General features: G+C 59.3%; 20 protein-coding genes and 1 pseudogene. 6 read left to right on the top strand and 15 right to left on the bottom strand.

The genetic code is table 11. The features are described from left to right. Positions 1 to 40: 40 nt before the first annotated feature. The 3 genes from rpoD to rpsU form a co-directional block, all read right to left on the bottom strand. Positions 41 to 1,885, bottom strand: coding sequence for an RNA polymerase sigma factor RpoD (gene rpoD, locus NWP14_RS18980; RefSeq protein WP_041147303.1), 1,845 nt, complete (start codon positions 1,883 to 1,885; stop codon positions 41 to 43). Between the two features lie 150 nt (positions 1,886 to 2,035). Further along, complete coding sequence (dnaG, locus tag NWP14_RS18975) at positions 2,036 to 3,781, bottom strand: DNA primase (RefSeq protein WP_095099616.1); 1,746 nt, start codon at positions 3,779 to 3,781, stop codon at positions 2,036 to 2,038. A gap of 229 nt (positions 3,782 to 4,010) precedes the next feature. Beyond that, complete coding sequence (gene rpsU / locus NWP14_RS18970; protein ID WP_001144069.1) at positions 4,011 to 4,226, bottom strand: 30S ribosomal protein S21; 216 nt, start codon at positions 4,224 to 4,226, stop codon at positions 4,011 to 4,013. A gap of 349 nt (positions 4,227 to 4,575) precedes the next feature. Here rpsU and tsaD point away from each other — a divergent pair, with 349 nt between their 5' ends. After that, positions 4,576 to 5,589, top strand: a complete 1,014-nt coding sequence (gene tsaD, locus NWP14_RS18965; RefSeq protein WP_095099614.1) for a tRNA (adenosine(37)-N6)-threonylcarbamoyltransferase complex transferase subunit TsaD — start codon at positions 4,576 to 4,578, stop codon at positions 5,587 to 5,589. A gap of 42 nt (positions 5,590 to 5,631) precedes the next feature. On the opposite strand, the gene NWP14_RS18960 is transcribed toward tsaD, so the two are convergent. The 8 genes from NWP14_RS18960 to NWP14_RS18925 form a co-directional block, all read right to left on the bottom strand. After that, positions 5,632 to 7,239, bottom strand: coding sequence for a cytosine permease (locus NWP14_RS18960; RefSeq protein ID WP_095099609.1), 1,608 nt, complete (start codon positions 7,237 to 7,239; stop codon positions 5,632 to 5,634). 153 nt (positions 7,240 to 7,392) lie between these two features. Beyond that, positions 7,393 to 8,010, bottom strand: coding sequence for an urease accessory protein UreG (ureG, locus tag NWP14_RS18955; protein ID WP_375215815.1), 618 nt, complete (start codon positions 8,008 to 8,010; stop codon positions 7,393 to 7,395). 8 nt (positions 8,011 to 8,018) lie between these two features. Beyond that, complete coding sequence (locus NWP14_RS18950) at positions 8,019 to 8,693, bottom strand: urease accessory protein UreF (RefSeq protein WP_095099603.1); 675 nt, start codon at positions 8,691 to 8,693, stop codon at positions 8,019 to 8,021. Beyond that, positions 8,694 to 9,188, bottom strand: a complete 495-nt coding sequence (gene ureE / locus NWP14_RS18945; protein ID WP_095099600.1) for an urease accessory protein UreE — start codon at positions 9,186 to 9,188, stop codon at positions 8,694 to 8,696. Positions 9,189 to 9,197: 9 nt separating this feature from the next. Further along, positions 9,198 to 10,901, bottom strand: coding sequence for an urease subunit alpha (gene ureC / locus NWP14_RS18940; protein ID WP_346430641.1), 1,704 nt, complete (start codon positions 10,899 to 10,901; stop codon positions 9,198 to 9,200). Beyond that, complete coding sequence (locus NWP14_RS18935) at positions 10,894 to 11,214, bottom strand: urease subunit beta (RefSeq protein WP_375215814.1); 321 nt, start codon at positions 11,212 to 11,214, stop codon at positions 10,894 to 10,896. The genes ureC and NWP14_RS18935 overlap by 8 nt, the downstream gene beginning before the upstream one ends. 9 nt (positions 11,215 to 11,223) lie before the next feature. Then, the gene (locus tag NWP14_RS18930) at positions 11,224 to 11,526 is read right to left on the bottom strand and encodes an urease subunit gamma (protein ID WP_375215813.1); all 303 of its coding nucleotides are present in this window, start codon (positions 11,524 to 11,526) and stop codon (positions 11,224 to 11,226) included. Between the two features lie 9 nt (positions 11,527 to 11,535). Beyond that, on the bottom strand, positions 11,536 to 12,360 hold the full coding sequence (locus NWP14_RS18925) for an urease accessory protein UreD (RefSeq protein ID WP_375215812.1): 825 nt from the start codon (positions 12,358 to 12,360) through the stop codon (positions 11,536 to 11,538). On the opposite strand from NWP14_RS18925, the pseudogene NWP14_RS18920 reads away from it, so the two are divergent. Then, positions 12,350 to 12,433, top strand: a pseudogene (locus NWP14_RS18920) (short-chain dehydrogenase); the annotation flags it as partial. The gene NWP14_RS18925 and the pseudogene NWP14_RS18920 overlap by 11 nt on opposite strands. Positions 12,434 to 12,581: 148 nt before the next feature. On the opposite strand, the gene NWP14_RS18915 reads toward NWP14_RS18920, so the two are convergent. Both NWP14_RS18915 and plsY read right to left on the bottom strand, forming a co-directional pair. Then, entirely contained in the window at positions 12,582 to 14,051 is a 1,470-nt protein-coding gene (locus tag NWP14_RS18915) for an MFS transporter (protein WP_095099588.1), read from the bottom strand. A 210-nt stretch (positions 14,052 to 14,261) separates the two neighbouring features. Further along, the gene (gene plsY, locus NWP14_RS18910; RefSeq protein ID WP_095100107.1) at positions 14,262 to 14,882 is read right to left on the bottom strand and encodes a glycerol-3-phosphate 1-O-acyltransferase PlsY; all 621 of its coding nucleotides are present in this window, start codon (positions 14,880 to 14,882) and stop codon (positions 14,262 to 14,264) included. A gap of 230 nt (positions 14,883 to 15,112) precedes the next feature. Here plsY and folB point away from each other — a divergent pair, with 230 nt between their 5' ends. Beyond that, positions 15,113 to 15,481: a bifunctional dihydroneopterin aldolase/7,8-dihydroneopterin epimerase gene (folB, locus tag NWP14_RS18905; protein ID WP_095099587.1), complete on the top strand. Its 369-nt coding sequence runs from the start codon at positions 15,113 to 15,115 to the stop codon at positions 15,479 to 15,481. 224 nt (positions 15,482 to 15,705) lie between these two features. Continuing rightward, positions 15,706 to 16,527 (top strand): undecaprenyl-diphosphate phosphatase, encoded by an 822-nt coding sequence (gene bacA, locus NWP14_RS18900; protein ID WP_095099585.1) that lies wholly within the window; start codon positions 15,706 to 15,708, stop codon positions 16,525 to 16,527. Between the two features lie 11 nt (positions 16,528 to 16,538). On the opposite strand, the gene NWP14_RS18895 is transcribed toward bacA, so the two are convergent. Continuing rightward, positions 16,539 to 17,780 carry a multifunctional CCA addition/repair protein gene (locus NWP14_RS18895; RefSeq protein WP_095099583.1) on the bottom strand — a complete coding sequence of 414 codons (1,242 nt, stop codon included), beginning with the start codon at positions 17,778 to 17,780 and terminating at the stop codon, positions 16,539 to 16,541. 61 nt (positions 17,781 to 17,841) lie between these two features. Beyond that, positions 17,842 to 18,462 (bottom strand): TIGR04211 family SH3 domain-containing protein, encoded by a 621-nt coding sequence (locus tag NWP14_RS18890; RefSeq protein ID WP_041147288.1) that lies wholly within the window; start codon positions 18,460 to 18,462, stop codon positions 17,842 to 17,844. Between the two features lie 214 nt (positions 18,463 to 18,676). On the opposite strand from NWP14_RS18890, the gene NWP14_RS18885 reads away from it, so the two are divergent. Both NWP14_RS18885 and glnE read left to right on the top strand, forming a co-directional pair. Beyond that, positions 18,677 to 19,975, top strand: a complete 1,299-nt coding sequence (locus NWP14_RS18885) for an inorganic triphosphatase (RefSeq protein ID WP_375215811.1) — start codon at positions 18,677 to 18,679, stop codon at positions 19,973 to 19,975. A gap of 21 nt (positions 19,976 to 19,996) precedes the next feature. Then, a complete protein-coding gene (glnE, locus tag NWP14_RS18880; protein WP_375215858.1) occupies positions 19,997 to 22,834 on the top strand; it encodes a bifunctional [glutamate--ammonia ligase]-adenylyl-L-tyrosine phosphorylase/[glutamate--ammonia-ligase] adenylyltransferase in 2,838 nt (945 codons plus the stop codon). Positions 22,835 to 22,874 lie beyond the last annotated feature (40 nt).

The following is a 22,874-nucleotide window of genomic DNA, read 5'->3' as shown; positions in this document are numbered from 1 at the left end:
AGCTCCCCGTAGGGAGCTTTTTGCATTTACTGCCTGACGATTAATCGTCCAGGAAGCTACGCAGAACCTCAGAGCGGCTCGGATGGCGCAGCTTGCGCAGCGCTTTCGCTTCGATCTGACGAATACGTTCGCGGGTAACGTCGAACTGTTTACCCACTTCTTCCAGCGTGTGGTCGGTATTCATGTCGATACCGAAACGCATACGCAGGACCTTCGCTTCACGAGCGGTCAGGCCAGCCAGAACGTCGTGGGTGGCAGCGCGCAGGCTTTCCGTGGTAGCGGAGTCCAGCGGCAGCTCGAGGGTGGTATCCTCGATGAAATCACCCAGATGCGAATCTTCATCGTCGCCGATCGGCGTTTCCATGGAGATAGGCTCTTTGGCGATTTTCAGCACCTTACGAATTTTATCTTCCGGCATCAGCATGCGCTCGGCCAGCTCTTCCGGCGTCGGCTCGCGGCCCATTTCCTGCAGCATCTGGCGGGAGATACGGTTGAGCTTGTTGATGGTCTCAATCATATGCACCGGAATACGGATGGTGCGCGCCTGATCCGCGATGGAGCGGGTGATCGCCTGACGGATCCACCAGGTTGCGTAGGTGGAGAACTTGTAGCCGCGACGGTATTCGAACTTATCTACCGCCTTCATCAGACCGATGTTACCTTCCTGAATCAGATCGAGGAACTGCAGGCCGCGGTTGGTGTATTTCTTGGCGATAGAAATAACCAGACGCAAGTTTGCTTCAACCATCTCTTTCTTCGCACGGCGGGCTTTCGCTTCACCGATGGACATACGACGGTTGATATCCTTAACCTGCTCGATGGTCAGGCCGGTTTCTTCTTCAATCTGCTGCAGCTTCATCAGGCCGCGCTGAACGTCTTCTTTGACGTCGTGCAGCTTTTCAGACCACGGTTTGTTCATGGCGACAGCCGCGTTGAACCAGGTTTCGCTGGTTTCATTGCCGGTGAACAGCGTAATGAAGTTTTTCTTCGGCATTTTGCACTGTTCGACGCACAGTTTCATGATGATGCGTTCCTGAGTACGCACTCTGTCCATCATGCTACGCATGCTGCCGACCAGGTAATCGAACTGTTTCGGTACCAGGCGGAACTGTTTAAAGACTTCAGACAGCTTGAGAATTTCTTCCTGTGCTGCGGCGTGGCTACGGCCTTTTGCTTTGATGGTATCGCGGGTCAGTTCGTATTGCGTACGCAGCTCACCGAATTTCTCGCGCGCCAGCTCAGGGTCGATGCTGTTGTCGTCATCGCTGCTGTCGTCGTCTTCTTCTTCTTCATCTTCTTCGTCGTCATCCATCTCTTCCTGAGACAGTTCGGAGCCGACGTGCGTGGCGGTTGGCGCCATGTCTTCTTCGGCGTTCGGATCGACGAATCCGGTGATCAGGTCTGACAGACGCGCTTCTTCAGCTTCAACGCGATCGTACTGTTCCAGCAGGTAGGTAATGGCTTCCGGATATTCGGCAACGGAGCACTGGACCTGATTGATCCCGTCCTCGATGCGCTTAGCGATGTCAATTTCGCCTTCGCGGGTCAGCAGTTCCACGGTACCCATTTCGCGCATATACATGCGCACCGGGTCGGTCGTGCGTCCGATCTCTGATTCAACACTGGACAGAACCTGTGCAGCAGCTTCTTCTGCATCTTCGTCGGTGTTGTTGCTGTTTTCAGCCAGCAGCAGATCGTCGGCATCCGGTGCTTCTTCCATCACCTGAATGCCCATATCATTGATCATTTGGATGATGTCTTCGATCTGATCGGAGTCGACGATATCTTCCGGCAGATGGTCATTGACCTCGGCATAGGTCAGATAGCCTTGCTCTTTACCTCGTTGGACAAGAAGCTTAAGCTGTGACTGCGGGTTTTGCTCCATAAGACGGTATCCACACTTAATTCGTTTGATTGGTGTTGACAGACAAACTGCCAGCATTTAAAGCGAGGGCGTACTTATATTATTGCCGCTGCGCCTCAGCGCGGCTGTCGGGGGCTTCCCGAACGATATTCGGCACTTAAGCCGTGCAATTCATTTTTTCGCCAGCTCCTGGCTGATAGTCCAGAGCTCCCGGCGTTCCTCACTGCTTAAGCCGTGCGTGCGATCGCGAGCTATCAACTCTTCCTGTCGCAGTTCAAGCAGTGAATCAAACATATGGTTGAGCGAGTCGGTGAAGGTTTTTTCTGCGATATCTTTATCTGCTATATCGTCCCACATCGACAGTTTTTCAAGGGTCGTGGCCTCATTTGTGCCGCGATACTGCTCTAAAAGTTGCCCGGTGGTCAGACCCGGCTGAGACAGACAGGTGTTAACCAGTTCGCTGAACAAGCCCAGTCCCGGCATTTTGCGCTGATCCAGGCCTGCCAGAGGCGGTACCAGCGGCGCCAGATCCGGATTTTGCACCAGCAGTCCTATCAGTATACGCATGGTCGTGCGTTTTAGCTGCGGCGCAGGGCGCGGTGCGCCACTTTCTGTCAGTTTCGGCATTAAACGTTCAAGCTGGGCGTCATCTAAAATCCCCAGCTTATTGCCCAGCTCCTGGCGCAAATAAATGCGCAGCGTCTCGCCCGGAACCTGAGTGATCAGCGGCAGCGCCAGCGTGCTTAGCTGCGCGCGCCCGTCCGGGGTGCTCAAATCAACCTGCGGCAGCAGGCTGTTAAACAAAAACGTGGAGAGCGGCTGAGCCTGCTCCATCCGCGCTTCAAACGCGGCCTTACCCTCTTTACGCACCAGCGTATCCGGGTCTTCGCCGTCGGGCAGAAACATAAAGCGTAGCTGACGGCCGTCGGACATATACGGTAGCGCCGTCTCCAGCGCTCGCCATGCGGCCTCGCGGCCCGCCCGGTCGCCGTCGTAACAGCAGATGACCTGATTGGTCGCCCGGAACAGCAGCTGAATATGGTCGGCGGTGGTCGACGTGCCAAGCGACGCGACGGCATAGTTAATGTCGTACTGCGCCAGTGCGACGACGTCCATATAGCCTTCGACAACTAACAAACGCGGCGGTTCGGCGTTGTTCTGCTGCGCTTCATACAGGCCGTACAGCTGACGACCTTTATGGAAAATATCGGTTTCCGGGGAGTTAAGGTACTTCGGCAGGGCATCACCCAGCACGCGACCACCAAAACCAATTACCCGGCCTCGCTTATCGCGGATCGGGAACATCACCCGTTCGCGGAAGCGGTCGTAACTGCGTCCCTTATCGTTAGTCACCAGCATGCCGGCATCGATAAGCGACTGGCGGTTTTCCTGATTGCCGCCAAAACGTTTTAAAACGTTGTCCCAACCGGGGGGCGCGTAGCCAATCGCAAAGCGCGCAATGACCTCGCTGCTTAAACCACGCTTCTCCAGATACTGGCGCGCGGGGTCGGCGGCGGGCTGCTTCAAAGACTGCTGATAAAACGCATTCAGACCATCCATCAGCTGATAGAGACTTTGCCGTTGATGGCGTTCTATCTGACTGGGTCCGTTGCCCGCTTCGTACGGCACTTCAAGGTTGTGCATGGCGGCCAGCTCTTCGACCGTCTCCACGAACTCGAGCTTGTCGTAGTTCATCAGGAAGTCGACGGCGTTGCCGTGCGCACCGCAGCCAAAGCAGTGGTAAAACTGTTTTTCACCGTTGACGGTAAAAGAGGGGGTTTTTTCGTTATGAAATGGACAGCACGCGTGGTAGTTCTTGCCCTGCTTTTTGAGCTTTACCCGCGCGTCGATAAGATCGACGATGTCGGTTCGCGCCAGCAGGTCATTGATAAATACGCGTGGGATTCGTCCAGCCATAGGCCCCGTAAATTATACACCTTATCCATCAAGCTGCTTCAGCGCCGATGCGCCCCTGCCACTGACGTCAGCCAGCTCCTGGGATTCGCTCTTTTGCTGCTTTGGTGCATCCTGAAGGGTGGGGCGTATATGCTAATGCATAAACGAAAATAAGCCGCGCATTCCTTCCGGAAGCACGGCCTTACAACTTACAACTCAGCCTGAATTGAGGGCTTTAGCCCTCAACAGATTAGTACAGACGAGTGCGGCGTGCGTTTTCGCGAGCCAGTTTCTTCGCGTGACGTTTCACTGCAGAAGCTTTAGCGCGCTTACGTTCGGTAGTCGGTTTTTCATAGAACTCACGACGACGAACTTCCGCCAGAACACCTGCTTTTTCACAGGAACGCTTGAAGCGACGCAGAGCTACGTCGAACGGCTCGTTTTCACGTACTTTAATTACCGGCATGTGCCTCTCACCTTTGATTAATTCGGTTTGCTGCTGGCATCAGCGCCAGCTTATTTCAAAATGGTGCGGAATTTTACTGCAACTACTGCTGCTTTGTAAAGCACCTGCGCCCTTTTTGAAAGGACTTTTATAAGGGTGAGGAGTATACACGAGGGTTCTTCCTGGGGCGAACAAAGTTTTATGTCCGCTGCCCCGGAGTCCGTCCCGGGGCCGGCTTTTCTCGCTCGCCCCGCCCGCGTACCCCTTGTGGGCTCCGGGCCGTGTCGCGCTGCTGCCTGGAATTCTTAGGGTATACATCAACCCGCATTGGTCCTAAACTGCGCGGTATTAGAGCGAGGTAAAACAAGACATGCGTGTACTGGGTATTGAAACATCCTGCGATGAAACCGGCATCGCCATTTACGACGATAAGCAAGGCCTGCTGGCCAACCAATTGTATAGTCAGGTGAAACTACACGCTGACTACGGCGGCGTGGTTCCTGAGCTGGCTTCGCGCGATCACGTGCGTAAAACGGTGCCGCTGATCCAGGCGGCGCTGAAAGAGGCCGGGCTGACGGCAAAAGATATTGATGCGGTTGCCTACACCGCCGGGCCGGGGCTGGTCGGCGCGCTGCTGGTTGGCGCAACGGTAGGCCGTTCGCTGGCGTTCGCCTGGAACGTACCGGCGATCCCGGTACACCATATGGAAGGGCATCTGCTGGCGCCGATGCTGGAAGATAATCCGCCGGACTATCCTTTTGTGGCGCTGCTGGTTTCCGGCGGCCATACCCAGCTGATTAGCGTGACCGGTATTGGTCAGTATGAACTGCTGGGTGAATCGATAGATGATGCGGCAGGGGAAGCGTTCGATAAGACCGCGAAGCTGCTGGGCCTCGATTATCCCGGCGGCCCGATGCTCTCTAAAATGGCCTCCCAGGGGAGCGAAGGCCGTTTCGTCTTCCCGCGCCCGATGACCGATCGTCCGGGGCTGGATTTTAGCTTCTCTGGCCTGAAGACGTTTGCCGCCAACACCATCCGCAATAATGAAAATGACGAGCAGACCCGGGCGGATATTGCGCGGGCGTTTGAAGATGCGGTGGTGGATACGCTGATGATTAAGTGCCGTCGGGCGCTGGAGCAGACCGGCTTTAAGCGCCTGGTGATGGCGGGCGGCGTGAGCGCCAACCGCACGCTGCGCGCGAAGCTGGCCGAGATGATGAAAAAGCGCGGCGGCGAAGTGTTCTACGCTCGCCCCGAGTTCTGTACCGATAACGGCGCGATGATCGCCTATGCCGGAATGGTGCGCCTGCGGAGCGGAGCGAAGCCCGACCTCGGCGTCACCGTGCGCCCGCGCTGGCCGCTCGCCGAGCTGCCGGCGGCCTGATCCTGCTAACAGGCCGACCTCGCGTCGGCCTGTCTTTCTGAGCTATTCCATACTCTTACACAGCGAGCAAATCGCCCCCTGATGTTTTGCCGAGTGCATCACGTCCGGACGTTCATACTCTTCCCGGCAGGTAATGCAGCGATACACGGTGGTGGAGGCGTTCCCCTGAGCGTCGTAGCGCGGTTCGGCAATGCCGTCATCGTGCTGTTTGATGTAGTAGCGGCCGCGGGTCAGAATGCCCATCAGCGGCGTCATCACCAGGGCGACAGCCAGCGCAATCAGCGGTGAGAACGGGGCCAGGGTGGTGCCGAGCAGGCCGAAGAATGCGCAGATAGAGAGCCCGGCGGCGAGAGCAAAGGAAACCACGCCCACCGGGTTAACGTTATGGATCATCCCCCGGCGATATTCCGGCTGGGCCGGCGCCAGCTTCAGCAGGCCTTTATTGACGGTAATATCGGTGGCGACCACCACAACCCAGGCAATGGCGAAGTTGGAGTAAAAGCCGAGGATCCACGACAGGGCGCTGAACATATCGCCTTCCATCAGCGCCAGCGCAATGGCGAGGTTGACGACAACAAAGACGATCCGCCCCGGATAGCTGCGGGTGGTGCGCGTCCAGGCGCTGGTCCAGGCCAGCGAGCCGGAGTAGGCGTTGGTGACGTTAATTTTAATCTGCGAGATAACCACCAGCACTACGGCCAGGGTCAGCGCCAGCCAGCCGGGCACCAGATTGTCAAAGACGCTGACGAACTGCTGAACCGGCTCGGTGTTATGTACCGCCGGGAAGCGGGTCAGCAGGTAGAAGCCGAGGAAGGCGCCAATAATCTGTTTAATCGCGCCCAGCACCACCCAACCCGGGCCGGCAGAAAAGACCGCCAGCCACCAGCTTTTGCTGTTCTCCGCCGTTTTCGGCGGCATAAAGCGCAGATAGTCAATCTGCTCGCCGATCTGCATGATCAGCGACAGGCATACCCCGGCGCCCAGCATAATGGCGGTTAAATCCACGCGCGAGGCGTCGTTCTTACCGGCGAAGTTCATAAAGCCATCCACCAGCTGAGGATCTTTAGCGATAAGCCAGGCCACCGGCACGACCATCAGCACCAGCCACAGCGGCGTGGTCCAGACCTGCAGACGGGTCAGGGCCTTCATGCCGTAAACGACCAGCGGCAGTACCATCAGGGTCGCGATGAGGTAGCCCATCCACAGCGGGATCCCGAGACCGACCAGCAGCCCCTGCGCCATAATCGAGCCTTCAAGGGCGAAGAAGATAAAGGTAAATCCGGCAAAAATGATGCTGGTAATGACCGAACCAAAATAGCCGAACCCGGCGCTGCGGGTGATTAAATCGAGGTCGATGTTATAGCGGGCGGCGGTGATCGCCAGCGGAATGCCGGTCAGGAAAATCACCAGCGCGGCCAGCAGAATCGAGTAAATGGCGTTGGTGGTGCCCCACGCCATGCCAATGCTGGCGCCGATAGAAAAGTCGGCCAGATAGGCAATGCCGCCCAGCGCGGTGACGGCGACGACGCCTGGCCCCCAGCGGCGAAAGCTCAGCGGAGCGTAGCGCAGGGTGTAATCTTCCAATGTTTCACGGGAGCCGGATGTGCCGGTTTGTGCAGGTAGCTCAGTTTTAATATCCAGTGATGACATAGTCATTCCTTAATGGTCAGGTATGACTGTAATTAGCAAACCTTATGCCACTTCGTGGAGCAGGCGCCGCAGGGGGCTGTGGGGGAGGGGAGGATAAAAAGAGGGCGTCGAATGCACCATCCGGGCGCGGGCGCGTTCGGATGGTGCACGGGCCTAGCGGCGCAGCATGCCTTTGTCTTCGAGGAAGGCAATGATGCTCTGCAGGCCGTCGCCGCTCTTGAGGTTAGTAAAGGCCCACGGACGCTCGCCGCGCATCCGCATGGTGTCGCGCTCCATCACTTCCAGCGAGGCGCCCACATACGGTGCAAGGTCGGTTTTGTTGATCACCAGGAAGTCCGATTTGGTGATCCCCGGGCCGCCTTTGCGCGGGATTTTCTCCCCTTCCGCCACGTCGATGACGTAGATGGTCAGATCGGCCAGCTCTGGGCTAAAGGTCGCGCTGAGGTTATCGCCGCCGCTTTCGACGAAGATAAGTTCGAGGTTACCGAATTTTTCGCTCAGCGATTCCACCGCCGCCAGGTTCATCGACGCGTCTTCGCGGATGGCGGTATGCGGGCAGCCGCCGGTTTCGACGCCGACGATACGTTCCGGCTCAAGCGCGCCGGCTTCGGTGAGGATGCGCTGATCTTCTTTGGTGTAGATATCGTTGGTGACGACGGCCAGCTGATACGTGTTGCGCATGGCTTTACACAGCGCTTCCAGCAGCGCGGTTTTCCCGGAACCGACCGGGCCGCCGACGCCCACGCGCAGCGGATGTTTGTAGTTGTTCATGCTTTCTCCTAAGAACGGAATAATCGGGAATACTGCGTTTCATGCCGGGCGGAGGCGATGGCGGCCAGCGGCGTGGAGGAGCCGATCGCGCCGTCCGGGGCGGCAAGCGCGCTGGCCATATCCGCCGCATAGCGATCGCACAGGCGGATGATCAGCTGCTGTGCGGCCTGTTGCCCAAAAGGCACCAGCTTAACGCCGGCCATCACCGCGCCCTCAATCCAGCTGTAGCCGAGGCTCAGCGCCAGATCGGCAAGGGGGATTTGCCAGCGCACGCCAAGCCAGGCCATCCCGGCAAGCTGGCTTTGCTGGCACAGCGTCCGCCACTCTTTGGGGCACTCCGGCTGCCAGTCGGCAAGCAGTCGGGTGAATGCCGCCCCGCGATTACGCTCCTCTTCGCGCAGCTCGCGGGTTTCTCTGCAGGCGAGCAGATACGCCGCCCAGCGCTGCGCCTCGGGCAGGTTGTTATCTTCGCAGGCGCGATAGAGGCGGGCGAACAGCGGCAGATCGACGGTAAAAAAGCTCTGCTCCATCTGCTGCAGCTGCCAGCGTTCGAAGGCCTGAGTATCGGCCACCCAGCCCGCTTCCACCGCCCACTCCAGCCCCTGCGACCAGCTATAGCCGCCGACCGGCAGATTGCTGCTGGCCAGCTGCATCAGCCGCAGGCGTTTTTCCAGCGACGACATTCAGTGGCTGTGCTCATGGTGGTCATCGTGGCTATGGCCATGATGATGCCCGTGTCCATGCCCGTGGCTCTCGCTGGCGTAGGCGCCGGCTTCCGGTTCGAACGGCAGCCGGGCGAAGCTCACCTGCAGGCCGAACTGGCGCAGCATATCGTCCAGCACGTGGTCGTGGTGATAGCGCAGCTCGCCGGGCATAATCTGCAGCGGAACGTGGCGGTTGCCGAGGTGATAGCAGGCTTTCGCCAGCGTAAACGGGTCCTCGCAGCGCACGACGGAGACGCCCTCATCGGCGGCAATGACTGCGACAAACTCGCTGCCCTCTTCATTACTCAGAACGTCACCGCCCCGCAGCAGCAGGCCGCGCGGCAGCAGCAGGCCCGCTTCGCGCCCATCGTTAAGGGTGACTTTGATTCGGCTTTTTACCCGCACATCAATCGGCAGCGTGACGCTGGCCGTTGCCTGCGCCGGCGTCTCCACGCGTTGGGTCAGATACAGCATCCGGACTCCTTAAAACAGAAAGTAACGTTGCGCCATCGGCAGCACTTCTGCCGGTTCGCTGGTTATTAGCTCCCCGTCAATGCGCACCTCGTAGGTTTGCGCATCAACGGTAATATTGGGCTGCAGGCCGTTATGGATCATGTCGGCCTTCTGCAGCGTTCGGCAGCCCTTCGCCGTGGCCGTGGCGCTGTGCAGATTGAGGCGCTGCGCCACGCCGCTGTCTATCGCCGCCTGCGGCAGGAAGGTCAGCCGACAGCGATGGCGGGCGCTGCCCAGCGCCCCGAACATCGGCCGATAGTGCACCGGCTGCGGGGTAGGAATAGAGGCGTTAATATCGCCCATCGGCGCGATGGCAATCATCCCGCCCTTCACCACGCACGCCGGCTTCACGCCGAAGAACGCCGGGGACCACAGCACCAGATCGGCCAGCTTGCCGGCCTCAATCGAGCCGACCTCATGGGCGATACCGTGGGTCAGAGCCGGGTTAATGGTGTATTTAGCGATATAGCGCTTAACGCGAAAATTGTCGTTGTCGCCGCGCTCTTCCGCCAGCGGGCCGCGCTGGACCTTCATGCGGTGGGCGACCTGCCAGGTGCGCAGCACCACCTCGCCGACGCGGCCCATGGCCTGCGAATCGGAAGAGGTCAGCGAGAAAGCGCCTATATCGTGCAGGACGTCCTCCGCGGCGATGGTTTCCCGCCGAATGCGCGATTCGGCGAACGCCACGTCCTCCGCGATGTCCGGGTCGAGGTGATGGCAAACCATCAGCATATCGAGGTGTTCATCGATGGTATTGACGGTGTAGGGCAGCGTCGGGTTGGTGGAGGAGGGCAGAATGTTGGGGTGCGCGCAGGCGGTAATAATATCCGGCGCGTGGCCGCCGCCGGCGCCTTCGGTATGGAAGGTGTGGATGGTACGCCCGCCAATCGCCGCCAGGGTATCTTCGACAAACCCGGACTCGTTGAGGGTATCGCTGTGCAGCGCCACCTGAACGTCCATCTCATCGGCGACGGTCAGGGCGCAGTTGATGGCCGCGGGCGTCGCGCCCCAGTCTTCATGGATTTTCAGGCCAATCACCCCTGCCGCCACCTGCTCGCGCAGCGCGTCCGGATTGGAGCCGTTGCCTTTACCCAGCAGGCCGATGTTGACCGGCAGGCTATCCGCCGCCTGCAGCATCCGCGAGATATACCACGGACCGGGGGTGCAGGTGGTGGCGTGGGTGCCCGCCGCCGGTCCGGTGCCGCCGCCGACCATCGTGGTGACGCCGGAGACCAGCGCTTCTTCCGCCTGCTGCGGGCAGATCCAGTGGATGTGCGTATCGACGCCGCCGGCGGTGACTATCTTACCTTCGGCGGCAATGATTTCCGTCGCCGCGCCGATAGGGATGGTGACGTCAGGCTGGATATCCGGGTTGCCCGCTTTGCCGATGGCGAAGATGCGCCCCTCTTTGACGCCGATATCCGCCTTCACGATCCCCCAGTGATCGACGATCAGCGCATTGGTCAGCACCAGATCGACGCACTCCGCTGAGAGCATTTGGCCCTGGCCCATGCCGTCGCGAATCACCTTTCCGCCGCCGAACTTCACCTCTTCGCCGTAGGTGGTGAGATCGTCTTCGACCTCTATCCACAGCTCGGTGTCCGCAAGGCGGACCTTATCGCCGGTGGTGGGGCCAAACATATCGGCATAGGCCTGGCGTGAAATTTCACTCATCGTTTGCCTCCAGTTTTCCCATCACCGCGCTGCGAAAGCCGTACACCGCGCGGGAGCCGGCAAGAGCAACCAGCTCCACTTCTCGCTTTTGCCCGGGTTCAAAACGGACCGCGGTACCGGCGGCGATATTCAGGCGATAGCCCATCGCCTGCTCGCGGTCGAACTTCAGCGCCGGATTCACTTCGGCGAAGTGATAGTGCGATCCCACCTGGATCGGCCGGTCACCGTGATTTTCAACGATTATGCTGCGGGTCATGCGGCCAACGTTAAGGGCTATCTGGCCGGGTTTCACTTGGTACTCACCTGGGATCATCGCGGAACCTCAGATTATTGGATTGTGGACGGTAACCAGCTTCGAGCCGTCCGGAAAGGTGGCTTCGACCTGGATGTCGGGGATCATTTCGGGCACGCCCTCCATGACCTGACTGCGGGTCAGGACGTGGCGGCCCTCTTCCATCAGCGCCGCCACGCTATTGCCGTCGCGGGCGCCCTCCATAATAAAGGCGCTAATTAACGCCACCGATTCCGGGTAGTTCAGCTTCAGCCCACGGGCCAGGCGGCGCTCAGCCACCAGCGCGGCGGTAAACAGCAGCAGCTTATCTTTCTCTCTGGGTGTCAGTTCCATAGCGCTCTCTCAGGTCAGCCAGATTCGGGGAGGAACCGGGGGTTTCCCGGTCAGATGCGGGCGCATAAACTGCCATATATCGCGCATCGCCCGCTGGCACAGCAAATTATCATCACTTAAAAATCGGACCGTCAGCAGGCCGTCGGTCAGGCTGGCGCCGGCGTAGCTGGCGAGCCCGGCGAGCCGTTCGCGCACGCCGTCGAGCAGGGTCTCATTAGCCGGATAGAACAGCAGCGTCCCCACCCACGGCCGCTGGGCGATGCAGGCCAGCTGGCCATCGGCGAGGCACAGCCGTTCCACCAGCAGCGGCGTCTCATCAACCCACACTTCCAGGCGGTTCGCGAGAGTGCCGTGGCTAAACGTTTCGCCAATCACCGGGCGGCCGAGGCACAGCAGATCCCAGGCTAAAAGGGTGCTGGTGGCGCAAAGATGGAAGGCGGTATGCAGATTAGCCCGCGCGCCGGGGAAAAAAATGGCGTCCTGCGGCAGCCATTCAAGAATAGCGTGCGCCGCGACGGTGAAGCGCTGGTGCAGATGCGCCTGCGCGCCGCTGCTGCGGTAAAACTTGCTGGCGCCGGGCATGGTCATCAGCGCGTGGCTGCCGCCGTCGAGGGCGGCCGTAATCGTCAGCTCATCGCCGCCAACGATGCCGCCCGGCGGATGTAATAAATAGAGGTGGCAGGTTTCTTCTTCGGGATAAAAAGGGCGCTGGACGGTTAACGGGCCAACGTGACGGGAAGAGGTCAGGACCGTTTTATTGCCGGTAGATTGAAAGCGGAGATCCAGCGTAGCCTGCCAGCCTTTTTTAGTCTGTGGTAACACGGTGCTGTGCAATGTTGCGCCCCTGCAAACTCAAGATAAAACAGCAGCGATGAGTATTGATCGGCCGCAAAGCATCCCGGTCATATGAAAAGCTTATGGTTGTTGCCCCGTAAACCGCCCGGCGGCTGCGGATAGAGTCCGTCCCTGGACCTTCCCCCCGCAAGCGGGATAGCTACATGTTGAAAGGTGAAGGGGCGGTAAAGGGCGCTCAGCGCGAGCGCCCGGTGGTAACGCTATTTATCCTGATAATCCTCGGCGTCGATATCGTAGCCCGAAGGTTCCCAGCGGATGGCAAGCAGCGACAGCAGGCCGATAAGCGGCGCCGCGGCGATAACCCAAAAGACGCGCGTATCCAGCGCCGCGACCAGCAGCGGGAAGAGGAACAGCGATAGCGTTGAGCTGCTGCGCATCAGGGTTTGGTTCAGGCCGACGCCGACGCCGCGCAGCGAAGTCGGGTAGCTCAGCGAGGCAAAGGTCATGGTGTGCGCGCCGGGGCCAAAGCCCTGGCCGAAGAGGAACAGCGCCAGCATGGCGACCGCGGCGATCCCTTCGGCGGCGCCTTCCGGGCGGCCAATCAGCGCCAGCCCCAGCAGCGCCGCCAGCTGGCAGGCGTATCCCGCCAGCGACATTTTCCATGCCCCAAGGCGCGGCACCAGCCGTACGGCCAGCAGCCCGCCGACGAAGGCGAAGAGCAGGTTCAGCGCCAGCGAGATCAGAATCGTGGTCAGCATCGACTGGACGAAGAAGCTGGAGATAATCACCGGCAGGCCGAAGGCGACGGCGTTATAGGCAAATGATGAGACTACGGAGAGCAGCGTTGCCAGGGTCGTACGCCGCAGGTAAACCCCCTGGAACAGGCGTAAGTAGTTGCTCCATTGCGCTTTTTTCACCACCGGCGCCGGTTTATCCAGCGCATCCTGCGCCACGTGGGCGTTGATGTTGTAGGCCTGGCGCAGAATGGAGGCCGCTTCACGCAGGTTGCCCTGATTGGCGGCCCAAACCGGCGACTCGCTCATATAGCGGCTGCGAATGGCGATAATTACCAGCGCGGGGATCGCGCCGAAGCCGAGAATCAGCCGCCACAGCCAGTCGCTGTGGCTTTCCGGCAGCGCGGCGTAGAAAAATAGCACCAGCAGATATGAGACGCTGATGGCGGCGTACCAGGTCGGGCACCACATGGCGACGCTGGCGGCTTTGTTGCCCGGTCCTTTGAGTTTAGAAAATTCGCTCAGGAAGGCCATCGCCACCGGCAGGTCGATACCCACGCCGAGCCCCATGACGAACCGGGCGCCGGTGAGGACGTATTCGTTGGGAGCCAGCGCGCAGGCGATAGCGGCAACCACGAAGAACAGCATATCCGCCATAAAGACGCGGTAGCGGCCGATTTTATCCGTCAGATAGCCGCCCAGCAGCGCGCCGACGATGGCGCCGAAGGTGATGGCTGAGGCCACCATGCCGGTGCCGGCGGGCGTCAGGTTGAATTCACGGGTAATGTCTTTCAGGCCAAAGGCCAGGGAGCCAAGATCGTAGGCATCGAGAAAAATCCCGCCTAGCGCGATGCCCATGACGATGCGCGCGTTGCTGCGCCCGCTGCTGCCCTCGTTAATCAGGCGCGAAACGTCCGCCGCGCCGCGTATCCATCGAACTTCCCCGTCAGGCGACCCTGCCGCTGCAATCGGCGCCGCATTGATTACGTCTGTCATATTATTGTTCTGTTGTGTCTTATCAGGAGATTCAGAGTAAACATCGCGGGGCGGGCGAATAAATCATTTTTGGTTATAAGACATAACTAAGTGATTGTAGCGAAAGGATTATCTTTTAAACGGCGGCGCGGTGGAATGATTGGCTGTAAGGCCGGGGGATCAAAAGATATTGTCGGGGAAAATCGTGCCCGGCAGCGCCGGGCGCGGAGATTATTTCTGTTCCGGCTTTTTCTTGTTCTTCTTCAGCCGGGCCCAGATTTTGGTTTCCTGACGACGCCACAGGCGCTGGATATTGTCATGATGGCGCAGGAGGATCAGGCAGGAGAGCATCGATACCGGAAAGGTGTACTGCGGTTTGAACCACCAGACGTAGAACGGCGCAATAAGCGCGCTGACGATGGCGCCGAGCGAAGAGTAGCCGCTGAGCAGGATGGTCAGTAGCCAGGTCCCGGCCATGACGCCGGTGAGATCCCAGCCGATGGGCGCGATGGCGCCGAAAGCGGTCGCAACGCCCTTGCCGCCGCGAAAATTGAAGAACACCGGCCAGATATGACCAATGCAGGCGGCAATCGCCACCAGGCCCAGCCAGAAAGGGGTCAGACCGAGTGCCCATGCGCCCCAGACCGGCAGCATGCCTTTGAGCACATCGAAAATAAGCACCGTTACGGCCGCTCCCTTGCCGCCAATTCGTAGGACGTTGGTCGCCCCAGGGTTGCCTGAGCCGCTATCGCGAGGGTCGGGCAGGCCAGCGAGGCGGCAAACCAGAATGGCGCTGGAAATTGAGCCGCAGAGGTAGGCAAGGATAACGAGTCCAGGCGCGATTGCACTCATCAGCTGTTCCATTTTGAAAGTGTCGTTTTATCCCCGTCATCCTTGGCGCAGCCGGTGCGTGGGCTCTCCTCGCGCGCCCGGATACATAGTGACGCTATGCTCCCGGAAGCTCGCTGCGCCGCCGCCTTCCTGCAACGCAAATTATTTAGGGGATGTCTTTGCATCTGTGGATAATACGCATAATTCGCCGGAAGTGGTATCCGGTTTAGCCAAAAAGCAGGCAGGTCGTGATGGATATTGTATTTATAGAGCAACTTTCGGTAATCACCACTATTGGTGTTTATGACTGGGAACAAACCATTGAGCAGAAGCTGGTGTTCGATATCGAAATGGCGTGGGATAACCGTAAAGCGGCGTCCAGCGATGATGTGAGCGATTGCCTTAGCTATGCCGATATTAGCGAGCTGGTTATCAACCACGTTGAAGGGGGGCGTTTTGCGCTGGTCGAGCGCGTGGCCGAAGAAATTGCCGATCTGCTGCTGGCAAAATTCTCCTCACCGTGGGTGCGAATTAAAGTCAGTAAACCGGGCGCGGTTGCCCGCGCGGCCAACGTCGGCGTCATCATTGAGCGTGGCCTTAATCTGAAACAAAACTTTTAAGGTCATATTGATTAAACAATTTGGGCTTATACAGGTCTTAGTGCCGGCCGTCAGGTTATTTTATTTGCCATATTCTCCTCGAACGGGGCTCGAAATCCTCACGTACTCCGTGTACGCTCCGGAATTGACGCGCCGTCCGAGGCCAAACTGGCTGCACCAATGACGCCTGATGGCATGGCTCGTAGTGCCTGGTTTTTTCATTTTACTTTTAAAGGGTTTATTGGATGAGCGATATACACTCGCTGCTGGTGGCGGCAATATTGGGTGTGGTTGAGGGTTTGACAGAGTTTTTACCTGTTTCCAGTACTGGTCATATGATTATTGTTGGTCATCTGCTGGGATTTGAAGGTGATACTGCAAATACATTTGAGGTGGTCATTCAGTTAGGTTCTATTCTTGCCGTTGTCGTTATGTTCTGGCGTCGTTTGTTTGGCCTGATCGGTATCCATTTCGGTAAACCACCTGCGCATGAAGGGCAGGGCAGCGGTCGCTTATCGCTTATCCATATTCTGTTAGGGATGATTCCGGCGGTGGTGCTGGGCCTGATATTCCACGACACCATTAAGTCGCTATTTAACCCGGTCAACGTGATGTATGCGCTGGTGGTCGGCGGCGTGCTGCTGATTGCCGCTGAGGTGCTGAAGCCGAAGGAGCCGCGCGCGGTAGGCGTTGACGATATGACCTATCGTCAGGCGTTCGTGATTGGCTGCTTCCAGTGCCTGGCGCTGTGGCCGGGCTTTTCTCGCTCCGGCGCGACGATTTCCGGCGGCATGCTCATGGGCGTCAGCCGCTATGCGGCCTCGGAGTTCTCGTTCCTGCTGGCAGTACCGATGATGATGGGCGCCACCGTGCTGGACGTTTATAAAAGCATCGGCTTCCTGAACGCCAGCGATATTCCGATGTTTGCCGTCGGCTTTATTATGGCGTTTATCGTGGCGCTGATTGCGATTAAGACCTTCCTGCAGCTGATTAAACGTATTTCGTTTATTCCGTTCGCTATCTACCGCTTTATCGTGGCGGCGGTCGTTTACGTAGTCTTCTTCTAAGACCCTGGCCCTCAGTCTTGCGGCTGAGGGCAGCGTTCTTCCTTCCACTGCGCGAGCGCCAGAATACGCCGCCGCGTTAACTCCTCGCGAATCTCCGGTCCTTTAAAACCTTCCGCCACCACCTCTTTCGTCGAGACCGACCGGGCGATATGCCACGCTTCCAGCAGCAGGCGCCCCTGCGGATAGTCGCAGGCTTCGAAGCCGGTGCGGCCGCGAACGTCGGCCTCGCTGGTGAGGGCAATTTTTTCCACCCGCTGCGGCTTGCGCCAGGCGTCGATGCTGTCGAACAGCTTGACCAGGGTTTTGGGCTGCAGTATCGGCAGGGTATGAATCAGATCGTGGAATTCGGCGACCAGCTTCGCCAGGTCGCGGATCTCATTCGGGACGCGCAGGCGAGCGCAAAGCTGCTCGACCAGCTTGACGCCGGCCGGCCCGTGGCCGTGATGACGAGGCCAGAGCGCTTTCGGCGTCAGCCCTTTGCCCAAATCGTGGCACAGGGTTGCGAAACGCACGTCGATTTCCGGCGACAGCATTGCCGCCATGGTCAGGGTCATCAGGGTATGCAGGCCGGTGTCGATTTCCGGATGCCATTTGGCCGGTGCGGGTACGCCGTATAGCGCCTCGATTTCCGGGAACAGCACGCCGAGCGCGCGGCAGTCGCGCAGGGTCTGGAAAAAGACCTGCGGGTTGCGGGTGCCCAGCGCGCTCTCGGTCTCTTTCCACACCCGCTCCGGCGTCAGATGCGCCAGCTCGCCGGCATCGGCCATCGCGCGCATCAGCGTCATGGTGTCATCCGCAATGCGGAACCCGAGATGGGCGTAGCGGGCGGCAAAGCGCGCTACGCGCAGAACGCGCAGCGGATCTTCGCTAAAAGCTGGTGAAACGTGGCGCAGCAGGCGCTGGCGCAGATCGGACTGGCCGCCGTAGGGGTCGATAATCTGGCCGTCTGAATCCTGGGCGAGGGCGTTAACCGTCAGGTCGCGGCGGAGTAAATCCTGTTCGAGGGTGACGTCGGGCGCGGCGTAGCAGGTGAAGCCGGTATAGCCGGCACCGGATTTACGCTCGGTTCGCGCCAGGGCGTACTCCTCCCGGCTTTGCGGGTGCAGGAACACGGGAAAATCGCGGCCTACCTGCTGGTAGCCCGCGTCAAGCAGCTCTGAGGGCGCGGCGCCCACCACCACCCAGTCTCTGTCTTTGACCGGTAGTCCGAGTAATGCATCCCGGACGGCACCGCCGACCAAATAAATCTTCACGCCTGATTCTCCCGTATCTACTTTGCGCTGGATGATACGTAAGTCTGGCAGAGAAGACGAATTAGTTCATCCACCGGTCTTTACGCTTGCGGCTCGGGATCAGATGCGGCAGCACCAGCCCAAGCAGCAGGCCAACGCCCAGCACGCCGCCGCCGTACATAAACCACTGCATAATGATGGTGCGCTGCTTATCATCAAGCTGCAGATTCGCGGCATTGACCTTTTTCTGCGCGACAACCAGCTCATTTTTCAGCTTCTGGTTCTCATCTTTCAGGGCGTTAATAGCGTTATCGCTCCCGGCGACCTTCTTCTGCATGTCCGCCGTGCGCTGGTTCCAGGTGGTGTCGATGTTGTTAAGCTTGTCGGTCAGGGTCTTAACCTGATTCTCGAGATCCGGTACGCGGGTGCGCAGGCTGGGCTCATTGCTCAGCTCTTTCAGCGGGATCCAGGCGGTGCGGCCGTTGCCGTCGCGGATCTGGGCGTAATTCGTGCTGTCGTTGGTCTGCAGCAGAGAGACCTGCTCCCCGGCATTAATGGTTCCCTGGAGACGATAATTATCGCCAGGACCGGTGCGAACCCAGGTGTTCAGCTCATCAGAAACATAGCGTTTTTCTTCTGCATGAACCGCCGTAGCGGCGCTAAGCGCCAGCAAAGTTATCGTAATCAGGCGTAATTTTGGCATCAGGTCATCGTTTGGTCATAAAAAGTTGAACGATAGTAGTGGCATCACCATAGCGACGCAAAGTTTTCCGCCACAATCGGAAACATCCAGGAGGTGGCCCGGCAAAATGCGCATTGCATGGCGATTCGCCGCAAAATATTATCTACTGACAAGAAATATCGGCGTTAGTTCGCCGTATTTTCCCTGCAGAGCACAGAAGCGGAAAAATTCAGTCATGGCGCAAGAAATCGAATTAAAATTTATCGTCTCCGATAGCGGTGTGGAAACACTGCGTCAGCATCTTAATACGCTCAATGCGCAGCACACGCCCGCAGGACAGCTGCTCAATATTTACTATGAAACGGCGGATAACTGGCTGCGCCGTCATGATATGGGGCTGCGTATTCGCGGCGATCGCGGTCGTTACGAAATGACCCTGAAAATTGCCGGCCGGGTGGTGGGCGGGCTGCATCAGCGCCCGGAATACAACATCCCGCTGGAAAAACCGGAGCTGGCGCTGGGCCTGCTGCCGGCGGAAGTGTGGCCGCAGGGTGAACTGCCGGCCGAGCTGGCGCAAAGCGTACAGCCGCTCTTCAGCACTGATTTTGAACGTGAAAAATGGGTGGTGAGCGAAGGAGATAGCCAGATTGAAATCGCCCTCGATCGCGGTGAGGTTAAGGCCGGTGAGCATCAGGAAGCCATTTGTGAACTGGAGCTGGAGCTTTTATCCGGCAATACCGCAGATGTCCTGATCCTCGCCCGTCGTCTGCTGGATACCGGCGCGCTGCGTCAGGGTAGTCTGAGCAAGGCGGCGCGAGGCTACCATCTGGCTCAGGGCGACGGCGAACGTCCGCTGACCGCGCTGGATATTCTGCCGGCTGTAGCGAAGGCCAGCGTTGAGCAGGGAATGGAGGCGGCGCTGGAGAGTGCCCTGGCCCACTGGCTTTATCATGATGAAGTCTGGAGCCGCGGCAACCCGGCGGCAAAAGGCGAAATTCTGCGAGCGATTGCCCGCCTGCGTCATACGCTGGCGCTGTTCGGCGGCATCGTGCCGCGTAAAGCCACCGCGGCGCTGCGCGAGCAGCTAAGCGAAGCGGAGGCGGCGCTGTCAGCGGCTGAAAATGCGCAGGCGGCGCTGTTCAGCATCGCCACCGTCAGCGCGAAGCTGATGCTGACGGAATGGCTGGTAAGCCGCGGCTGGCGCGAGTTTCTCAACGAGAACGCGCAGAAGAAAATTGCCGGGTCTTTTAAACGCTTTGCCGATATTCAGCTTTCGCGGGCGGCGGCTGAATTGAAAAACGCGTTCCTGCAGTCGCTGGGCGATGAGTATGAGGGCCAGCTGCCGCGCCTGGCGCGCGAAATCGACACTATTCAGCTGTTAGCCGGCGCTTACGCCGACGCCGCATCGTCATGGCTGGAAAACTGGAAAGAGCTTCGTCGGGCCGTTGAGCACCGGGATAGCAGCGTCATTGAATATTTCCGTCGTCAGGCGCTGGCCGCGGAACCGTTCTGGCTGCATAGTGGAAAACGATAATTTCAGGCCAGGGAGACCCCTATAATGCCGCTTTCTTCGCAGTTACAGCAGCACTGGCAGACGGTTGTAGACCGGCTACCAGCGGATTTTCCATTACAAACGTTAAGTCCGCAGGCGCAGTCGGTTATGGCGTTCAGCGATTTTGTCGAGCAGAGCCTGGTTGCCCAGCCGCAGTGGCTGGTAGAGCTGGAGAGTTCGGTGCCGGAAGCGGATGAGTGGCGCCACTATGCCGACTGGCTACGGACGGCGCTGGCGGAGGTCAATGACGAAGCGGCGCTGATGCGCGAGCTGCGCCTCTTTCGCCGCCGGATTATGGTGCGCATCGCCTGGGCCCAGGCGCTGTCGCTGGTCAGCGAAGAGAGTAGTTTGCAGCAGCTCAGCGTGCTGGCGGAGACGCTGATTGTCGCCGCCCGGGACTGGCTATATGCCGCCTGCTGCCAGGAGTGGGGCACGCCCTGCAGCGCCGAAGGCAAGCCGCAGCCGCTGCTGATCCTCGGGATGGGTAAACTTGGCGGAGGAGAGCTTAACTTCTCCTCCGATATCGACCTGATTTTTGCCTGGCCGGAGCACGGCGCAACCCGCGGTGGCCGCCGAGAGCTGGATAACGCCCAGTTCTTTACCCGCCTCGGCCAGCGTTTAATTAAGGCCCTCGATCAGGCCACCCAGGACGGTTTTGTCTACCGCGTGGATATGCGTCTGCGCCCGTTTGGCGACAGCGGCCCGCTGGTGCTGAGCTTCGCCGCGCTGGAAGATTACTACCAGGAGCAGGGGCGAGACTGGGAGCGCTATGCGATGGTTAAGGCGCGGATCATGGGCGATAACGAAGGCATCTATGCCAGCGAGCTGCGCGCCATGCTGCGGCCGTTCGTCTTCCGTCGCTACATTGACTTCAGCGTGATCCAGTCGCTGCGTAATATGAAAGGGATGATTGCCCGCGAGGTTCGCCGCCGCGGGCTGAAGGACAATATCAAGCTCGGCGCCGGCGGGATCCGCGAAATTGAATTTATCGTTCAGGTATTTCAGCTGATCCGCGGCGGCCGCGAGCCCGCGCTGCAGCTGCGGGCGCTACTCCCAACCCTGGCGGCTATCGACGAACTGCATCTGCTGCCGGAAGGCGATGCTTCCCGGCTGCGCGAGTCCTACCTGTTTTTACGTCGCCTCGAAAACCTGCTGCAAAGCATCAACGATGAGCAGACGCAAACCCTGCCGCAGGATGAGCTCAACCGCGCTCGCCTGGCATGGGGGATGCAGGTTGCCGATTGGGAGACGCTGAGCGCGCAGCTGGAAGAGAAAATGGCCAGCGTACGGCGGGTGTTCAACGAGCTGATTGGCGATGATGAAGCGCAGTCGCCGGATGAACAGCTCGCCGAGTACTGGCGCGAGCTGTGGCAGGACGCGCTGGAGGAGGATGATACCAGCCCGGCGCTGACGCATCTCGATGATGCCGATCGGCGCAGCGTGCTGGCACTGATCGCTGATTTCCGTAAAGAGCTGGACAGGCGCACCATTGGCCCGCGCGGGCGGCAGGTGCTGGATCAGCTTATGCCGCACCTGCTCAGCGAAGTCTGCTCGCGTGCCGATGCGCTGCTGCCGCTGGCGCGCATTACGCCGCTGCTGACCGGCATCGTGACCCGAACAACCTATCTGGAGCTGCTCAGCGAGTACCCCGGCGCGCTGAAACACCTGATCTCCCTGTGCGCCGCCTCGCCGATGGTCGCCAGCCAGCTGGCGCGCCACCCGCTGCTGCTGGACGAGCTGCTGGACCCGAATACGCTCTATCAGCCGACGGCGACCGACGCCTATCGCGATGAGCTGCGCCAGTATTTACTGCGCGTACCGGAAGAGGATGAAGAGCAGCAGCTGGAGGCGCTGCGTCAGTTCAAGCAGGCGCAGCTGCTGCATATTGCCGCTGCGGATATCGCCGGTACGCTGCCGGTGATGAGAGTGAGCGATCACTTAACCTGGCTGGCCGAGGCGATGATCGATGCGGTAGTTCAGCAGGCGTGGATGCAGATGGTGGCGCGCTATGGCCAGCCGACGCATCTGCGCGACCGTCAGGGGCGCGGCTTTGCCGTCGTGGGCTACGGCAAGCTGGGCGGCTGGGAGCTGGGCTACAGCTCCGATTTGGATCTGGTGTTCCTCCATGATTGCCCGCAGGAGGCCATGACCGACGGCGAACGCGAGATTGACGGCCGCCAGTTCTATCTGCGTCTGGCGCAACGCATTATGCATCTCTTCAGTACCCGTACCTCTTCCGGGATCCTGTATGAAGTGGATGCGCGCTTACGTCCGTCAGGCGCCGCGGGCATGCTGGTCACCACCGCCGATTCATTCGCCGACTATCAGCAAAATGAAGCCTGGACCTGGGAACATCAGGCGCTGGTCCGCGCGCGCGTGGTCTACGGCGATCCTGAGCTGCAGATCCGCTTTGATGAGATTCGTCGCGCTATCCTCACCCGCCAGCGCGAGGGGGCGACGCTGCAGACGGAGGTGCGGGAAATGCGTGAGAAAATGCGCGCCCATCTTGGCAATAAGCAGCGCGATCGCTTTGATATTAAAGCCGATGCCGGCGGGATCACCGATATTGAATTTATCACCCAGTACCTGGTCTTACGCTATGCCCACGACAAGCCGAAGCTGACGCGCTGGTCTGATAATGTGCGCATTCTGGAGCTGCTGGCGCAGAACGACATTATGGATGAAGAAGAGGCCCGGGCGTTGACCCATGCCTACACCACGCTGCGCGATGCGCTGCACCATCTGGCGCTGCAGGAGCAGCCGGGAAACGTCGCACCGGAGGCCTTTGCTCAGGAGCGTGAGCAGGTTAGCGCCAGCTGGCAGAAGTGGTTGATGGCTTAACTAAAAAACCGGGTGTGCTATTATCGCGCGCAAAGTTTGC

Origin of the sequence: Klebsiella sp. C349492, assembly GCF_042055345.1 — a bacterium.
GTDB lineage: Bacteria > Pseudomonadota > Gammaproteobacteria > Enterobacterales > Enterobacteriaceae > Klebsiella > Klebsiella scottii.
This window is presented reverse-complemented; position numbering and strand designations above follow the sequence as displayed.